The organism is Phenylobacterium sp., from assembly GCF_030654915.1.
Lineage (GTDB): Bacteria > Pseudomonadota > Alphaproteobacteria > Caulobacterales > Caulobacteraceae > Phenylobacterium.
Genome location: NZ_JAURWM010000310.1, coordinates 1 through 5,974 on the forward strand (window position 1 = coordinate 1; position 5,974 = coordinate 5,974).

Annotated in this window: 11 protein-coding genes; 5 read left to right on the forward strand and 6 right to left on the reverse strand. The window is 67.1% G+C overall.

Annotated elements, in window-relative coordinates; translation table 11 throughout:
* Nucleotides 1–297, reverse strand: a 297-nt coding sequence (locus Q7T84_RS16365) for a UvrD-helicase domain-containing protein (protein WP_304810937.1), incomplete at its 3' end; no start/stop codon positions are given.
* A 98-nt stretch (nucleotides 298–395) separates the two neighbouring features.
* On the opposite strand from Q7T84_RS16365, the gene Q7T84_RS16370 reads away from it, so the two are divergent.
* Nucleotides 396–617, forward strand: a complete 222-nt coding sequence (locus Q7T84_RS16370) for a hypothetical protein (protein WP_304810942.1) — start codon at nucleotides 396–398, stop codon at nucleotides 615–617.
* Nucleotides 618–662: 45 nt separating this feature from the next.
* Nucleotides 663–794 (forward strand): hypothetical protein, encoded by a 132-nt coding sequence (locus tag Q7T84_RS16375; protein WP_304810944.1) that lies wholly within the window; start codon nucleotides 663–665, stop codon nucleotides 792–794.
* On the opposite strand, the gene Q7T84_RS16380 is transcribed toward Q7T84_RS16375, so the two are convergent.
* Entirely contained in the window at nucleotides 791–1,000 is a 210-nt protein-coding gene (locus Q7T84_RS16380) for a ribbon-helix-helix domain-containing protein (protein WP_304810946.1), read from the reverse strand. The two genes, Q7T84_RS16375 and Q7T84_RS16380, sit on opposite strands and share 4 nt — an antisense overlap.
* Before the next feature lie 144 nt (nucleotides 1,001–1,144).
* Here Q7T84_RS16380 and Q7T84_RS16385 point away from each other — a divergent pair, with 144 nt between their 5' ends.
* Nucleotides 1,145–1,927, forward strand: a complete 783-nt coding sequence (locus tag Q7T84_RS16385) for a Coq4 family protein (RefSeq protein ID WP_304810948.1) — start codon at nucleotides 1,145–1,147, stop codon at nucleotides 1,925–1,927.
* A gap of 117 nt (nucleotides 1,928–2,044) precedes the next feature.
* Here Q7T84_RS16385 and Q7T84_RS16390 read toward each other — a convergent pair whose 3' ends face one another.
* Together Q7T84_RS16390 and Q7T84_RS16395 are read right to left on the reverse strand one after the other, a co-directional pair.
* Entirely contained in the window at nucleotides 2,045–2,221 is a 177-nt protein-coding gene (locus Q7T84_RS16390) for a DUF4169 family protein (protein ID WP_304810950.1), read from the reverse strand.
* Between the two features lie 9 nt (nucleotides 2,222–2,230).
* Nucleotides 2,231–2,821, reverse strand: a complete 591-nt coding sequence (locus tag Q7T84_RS16395) for a glutathione S-transferase family protein (protein ID WP_304810952.1) — start codon at nucleotides 2,819–2,821, stop codon at nucleotides 2,231–2,233.
* A gap of 188 nt (nucleotides 2,822–3,009) precedes the next feature.
* On the opposite strand from Q7T84_RS16395, the gene Q7T84_RS16400 reads away from it, so the two are divergent.
* Complete coding sequence (locus tag Q7T84_RS16400) at nucleotides 3,010–4,647, forward strand: CHASE domain-containing protein (RefSeq protein ID WP_304810954.1); 1,638 nt, start codon at nucleotides 3,010–3,012, stop codon at nucleotides 4,645–4,647.
* A gap of 55 nt (nucleotides 4,648–4,702) precedes the next feature.
* Nucleotides 4,703–4,933, forward strand: a complete 231-nt coding sequence (locus Q7T84_RS16405; RefSeq protein ID WP_304810956.1) for a DUF2171 domain-containing protein — start codon at nucleotides 4,703–4,705, stop codon at nucleotides 4,931–4,933.
* A gap of 119 nt (nucleotides 4,934–5,052) precedes the next feature.
* Here the strand turns inward: Q7T84_RS16405 and pyrE are convergent, their stop codons facing one another.
* Both pyrE and Q7T84_RS16415 read right to left on the reverse strand, forming a co-directional pair.
* Nucleotides 5,053–5,580, reverse strand: a complete 528-nt coding sequence (gene pyrE / locus Q7T84_RS16410; RefSeq protein WP_304810958.1) for an orotate phosphoribosyltransferase — start codon at nucleotides 5,578–5,580, stop codon at nucleotides 5,053–5,055.
* Between the two features lies 1 nt (nucleotide 5,581).
* Nucleotides 5,582–5,974: aminotransferase class I/II-fold pyridoxal phosphate-dependent enzyme (locus Q7T84_RS16415; RefSeq protein WP_304810960.1), on the reverse strand; the 393-nt coding region annotated here is incomplete at its 5' end.

A 5,974-nucleotide genomic window follows, 5' to 3' on the forward strand; every position in this document is an offset into this window, starting at 1 on the left:
GATGATGTGGGTGATCCGCTCGCGCATCTCGCGCGCGGCCTTGTTGGTGAAGGTGACGACCAGCAGTTCCCACGGCTTGGCCCGGCCGGTGGCCAGGATGTGGGCCAGCCGGGTGGTGAGCACGCGGGTCTTGCCGGTGCCCGCGCCCGCCAAAACCAGGACCGGTCCCTCGGTCGCCTCGACCGCGGCGCGTTGTTCGGGGTTCAGACCCTCGAGATAGTCGGGACCGCGCACGCGCGCGAGATCGCTGACGCGGGCGGCGGGGAGGGCGTTGTCGAACGATTCAGGCACTGACATTGGAACATATGTAGCACAAACGCGGCGGGGCTTAAGACCGGAACCGCGTCGGGGGCGGTTCGTTCTTCTGGCGACCTTGACGGTGATAGGAGGCGCGTATGGCCGAAAATCGCGGGAGCGGGGCGACGCCTTGGCTGGCCTTCCTGGTCGGCGGCCTGATCGTCGCCCTCGCGGTGCTGGGCTACTTCCTCTATTCCGGCGCCGGGGCGGTCGAGCAGAGGCTGCCCGCCAGCATCGATGTCGATATCAACGTGCCGAAGGTCCCGCCCATCCCAGATGCGCCGAGGTTGCCTGACGCCCCCATTCCGGTTCCGAAATAGGCGATGAGCGATCGAGATCCCCGGCCCAGGAGGCCTATTCCGCTGTTGCTCTGGGCCCTGCTGGGCTTTGTCGTGGTGTTGGGCTTCATGTTCACTCTGCGCGTACTGAACCCGCCGGGGGCGGGCGTCATGCCCCAGGGCTATGTGATCGCGCCGGACGCAAAGCCCGCGCCCTAGCGCCGGGCATGCAGCAGGGCGGCGACCCGGCAGGCCGAGGCCAGGGGCCGCTCGCCACGGCCTTCGTCGATCTGGGCGATCAGGCCTGCGAGGCTGACGCCCCGCGCCAGGGCCATTTCGTCGAGCACCGCCCAGAACTCGGATTCCAGCGCCATCGAGGTGGCGTGGCCCGAGAGCAGGATGGAGCGTTTGCGCAGCCGTGGCATGAGTTCCCTTGTGGCCCAGGCGCCACGTCGCGGCAAACTGTTCAATCGTCGGCGTTCCGATGATGACACGGCGCTTGCCAAAAGATGACACTGGCGTCACGTTCCAATCCGAACGCTGTTTGCCTGAGGCTGCTTTTTATGGCCATGACCGCCGACGCTCTCGACGCTCCGATGCGTCGCCAATCCAGCCCGGTCGCTGGCCCCACGCCATTGCCTAAGCCTAAGCTTTATTGGGGCGCCGCCTTGAAGGCGCTGCAGCGACTGCTGAACGACAAGGAAGACACCGGCCAGGTCTTCGAGATCATGCGGGCGCTGAACGGCACGGCGACGGCTGACGGCTATCAGCGGCTGCTGACCACGGTCCAGGGCGGCCGCATCGCCTATGAGCGCGAGGAACTGGCGCAGCGGCTGATGGACGACGCCTGGCTGGACTCGTTCAAGGACGGCAGCGTCGGCGCGATCTATCGCGAGTTCGTGCGCACCGAGCAGCTTTCGGCCGAGGGGCTGGCCGAGGTCAGCCGGATCGACGGCAACGACATCGACATCCAGCATCCCTACGCCTGGTTCGGCCGCCGGACCCGCGACGTCCACGACATTTGGCACATCCTGTCGGGCTATCACCGCGACGGGTTGGGCGAGGCGTGCCTGGTGGCGTTCTCCTACGCCCAGACCAAGGGTTTGGGCTGGGCGCTGATCGCGGTCGGCGCGACCCTGCGTTCGCGTGGCGGCGAGTATCCGACCGGCAAGGCGATCTGGCAGGGCTACAAGCGCGGCAAGGCCGCCGCGTGGCTGCTGGGCGAGGACTACGACCGGCTGCTGAACGAACCGCTGGAGGTCGCTCGCCAGCGCCTGCGGATCACGCCGCCGACGATTTACGATTCCATCCCGGCCGAGGTGCGCGACGGAGCCGTGCCGAGCCGGATGTAAAGGAACTTCGCGCGCGCCAAATCCGGGGGGAAAAGGTCGCGCGAATGGCGCAGTGTTGCGCCAGGCGGGTGGGGGAGTGTCGAGCCTCCTCCACCCATCGCCGTTTTCAGGGCGCCGTCAGGTCTCGCGCTTGGCGCCGTCGAGGGCGCTGCGCGCCTTGTCGGCCTGCGCCTTCGCCGACGTCTTCTCAGCTTTTGACCGGCCGAATTTCACGCGGTTCTGCTTGGCCTGATCGCCGGCGTCCTGGCGGTCCTTGACCTTCCTGGCCTTGTTGAGATTGACGACATTGCTCATGAGCCGATCTTAGCTCTTGGCGATGAAGCGTTGGAAGCCCGCGCGCGCCTGGACGCGATCCAGATAGGTGCGGAAGACCGGCCGCTCCGGCAGCAGCGGCAAGATGTTCAGGCCCCAGTGGATGGCGCTGGCCAGGCTGACATCGGCGGCGGTGAACTGATCGCCGGCCGCGTAGTCATAGTCGGTCAGGGCGTTTTCGACGTGCCGGACCATGTCGTCGAAGAGCCCAAACGACACGCCGATGCTCGGGTACCGCCAGCCCTGCGACTTGGCGACGAAGCAGGGGTCGATCACCGCGTCCACATAGACCAGCCAGCTAAGGTAGGGGCCACGGCGCGGATCGCCGACCGGCGGGGCGAGCCTGGCCTTCGGATAGGTGTCGGCCAGATAAGCGGCGATCGCGGCGCGTTCGGTGATCGTCACCCCGTCGTGGACGATGGCGGGCACCTTCTTGTGCGGCTGGATGGCGCGATAGCTCTCCGGCGCTCCCCCCTCGGCCCGGATGTCGACGATCTGCATGTCGTAGGGAACTTCGAGTTCCTCCAGCAGCCACAGGGTCGTGGCTGAGCGCGACTGGGGAGCATGGTAGAAGATCAGCATCGCTGGTTCCTTCGTGCTGGGCCCCGGCGCGACCGTATCGGAGTGGCGAGTGAGAGCAACCTCCGCGAGTTGCGGATTTCTCGACATCTTCTCCAGAATGAGGCACGCAGGAAGTGCTCAGATCGGGGAAAGCCTTGGCGATTGAGTTGCTTAGATGGGCGAGGGGCCGCATTCGAAGCTGGCCGAGCTTGGCGCTGCCCGCCTTGATCGTGGTCGCCGGGCTGATCATGACCGTCGCCGGCGGCTATCAGATCGAGCAGGGGCGGCAGGCGCGCGAGCAGATGAGGTTCGACGGCGTCGTCGACCAGGCCAACGACGCGGTGGCCGGGCGGCTGGAAACCTACATCGCGGTGCTGCGGGCCGGGGCGGGCCTGTTCGCGGCCAGCCAGGATGTCAGCCTCACCGAATTTCGAGCTTTCGCCGAGCGGGTGGAACTGACCCGCCGCTATCTGGGCGTCCAGGGCATCGGCTACTCGGCACGGGTTTTACCCGGGGAGGCCGATGCGCTGGTCGCTCGGATGCATGCCGAGGGGGAGAGCGAATTCAAACTTCAGGACCCGAACGGCGAGGTCCACGCGATCATCTACCTGGAGCCGGCGGAACTGCGGGAGGCGGTGGTGGCGCCGGGCTTCAACATGCATCGCTTTCCAGTGCGCCGCGAAGCGATGGACCGGGCGCGGGACACCGGGTTGCCGGCGTTGTCGGGCAAGGTGGAGGTGGTCCAGGAAGTCGCCCAGGACAAGCAGGCCGGCTTCCTGATCTATGAACCCGTGTACCGGGGCGGGACCGTGCCGGAGACGCTGGCCGAGCGCCGCGAGACGCTGCAGGGCTTCGTCTATACGCCGTTCCGCGCCGGCGACCTGCTGAAGAGCGTGTTGCCGTCGGCCGGGCGAGCCGGTCTCGCTTATGCGGTCTATGACGGCGAGCCGAGCGCGGAGACCTTGCTCTACCACTCGTCGGGGAGTTTCGCCGGTGGCAGCAGTCTGGCGGCGACCCGCACGCTGGACATCGCCGGCCGCACCTGGACCATCCTCTATCATGCGCGCGAGGGCTATGAGCGCGGCTCCGACGCCGGTTTGACCTGGGTGTTTCTAGGAACGGGGACCCTGGTGAGCCTGCTGATCGGTTTCATCACCTGGCGGCAGGTCAGCGCGCGGCTTGCGGCGGAGCGGGAGATCGTCGCCCGGATCGCCGCCGAGGCGCACCAGAAGCTGCTGCTCGACGAACTGAACCACCGGGTCAAGAACACCCTGGCCACGGTGCAGTCCATCGCCGCCCAAAGCCTGAGACACGGGGCAGATGTGAGCAGCGTGCGCGACAGTTTCGAGGCGCGGCTGATCGCGCTGTCCCAGGCGCATAACCTGCTGACCCGGGACAACTGGCGCGGCGCCAGCCTGGCGGAGTTGGTGAAGACGGAGCTGGTCCCCTACGGAGGCGCCAATGGCGAGCGTATGAGGATTAGCGGCCAGGAGGTGTGGCTCGCGCCCAGCACGGCGGTGGCCCTGGGCATGGCGTTCCACGAACTGGCCACCAATGCGGTGAAGTACGGCGCGCTCTCGGGACCGGAGGGACGGGTCGATGTCTCGTGGACCGTCACGGACGAACGTCAGCTTCGCATTGTCTGGAGCGAGCAGGGCGGTCCGGTTGTGACCAAGCCCGATCGCCGGGGTTTCGGATCGCGGGTCATCGTCGGGGGCTTGGCGCACCAGTTGGACGGCGTGGTGGACCTGGCGTTCGCCCCGACCGGCGTCGTCTGCACCATCGTTTTCAAGCTGCCGCCGTCCGGCGCGGAGGAGCAGATGCTGCCGCTGGGCTCAGCAGCCTGAAACCCAATCGCGCGCCAGCCGTTTCCTTGCGACCCCCACACAAGGAGACGACATCATGCATCCAGGCATTCGCGAACATATGGAAGTTGTCGGTTCGGACGGTGGTCACGTCGGCCGCGTCGACCATGTGATCGGCCAGGACATCGAACTGGCCAAGCTCGACCTGGGCGGCGGCTTCAAGCACCACCTGATCCCGCTAAGCTGGGTCGACCAGATCGCCGACGAGAAGGTCCACCTGAACCTGACCAAGGACGCGGCCAAGGCGGCCTGGCGCGAGAAACACTAGCCCCCAGCCTCAGATGAAGACGGCCCGGAGTGATCCGGGCCGTTTCTCTAGCTGGGCTCGGCGATCCTCAGCTGAGGATCCAGGGCCGTTCGGTTGAATGTCGATCGGCTCCAGCCGAGCTAGCTGGGCGTCAGGTCGGCCAGCGTCAGGGCCGCGAAGACCGGAATGTCGAGGCCTTCGATGGCGGGCGGACGATCGGCGCGCCACACCGCGCAGACCACGGCGACGGTGATCGCGCCGACCTCGTCCAGGCGGGCCTTGGCGTCGCGGACGGCACCGCCGGTGGAGATCACGTCCTCGATGATCGCCACGCGCTTGCCGCGCAGGTCGCCGCCCTCGACGGCCAGGCAGGTGCCGTAGGTCTTGGCTTCCTTGCGCACGAAGGCGGCGGGACGGCCGTTGAACAGCGACATGGCCGTGGCGATCGGCACGCCGCCGAGCTCGACGCCGGCCAGCACCTCGACCTCGTCGGGCACCAACAGGACCATGGCCTGGGCGACCCGCGCGAGCAGGCGCGGGTCTGCCTCGAACCGGTACTTGTCGAAGTACTCGGTGGCTTGAGCGCCGGAGCGCAGGCGGAAGCTGCCGGTCAGGCGCGCGGCGGCGTCGATATCGGCTGCGAGCTGAGCCCGGGCTTCCGCGCTCACCCTATTTCACCGAGGCGGTGAAGCGTTGAATTCGGGTGCAGGCGTCTTCCAGCACGGCGTTGGAGGTCGCGTAGCTGATGCGGAAGAAGGGCGAGAGGCCGAAGGCCGCGCCGAACACCACCGAGACGCCCTCTTGCTCCAGCAGCGCGACCGCGAAGTCGGCGTCGCTGTTGATGACCTGGCCGCTCTGGGTGGTCTTGCCCAGCAGCTTCTCCATCGACGGATAGACGTAGAAGGCGCCTTCCGGGGTCGGGCACTCGATGCCGTTGGCCTGGTTCAGCATCGAGACCACGAGGTCGCGGCGCTGTTCGAACAGCTTGGCGTTCGGCTTGATGAACTCCTGGGTGCCGTTCAGCGCCTCGACCGCCGCCCATTGCGTGATGGAGGAGGGGTT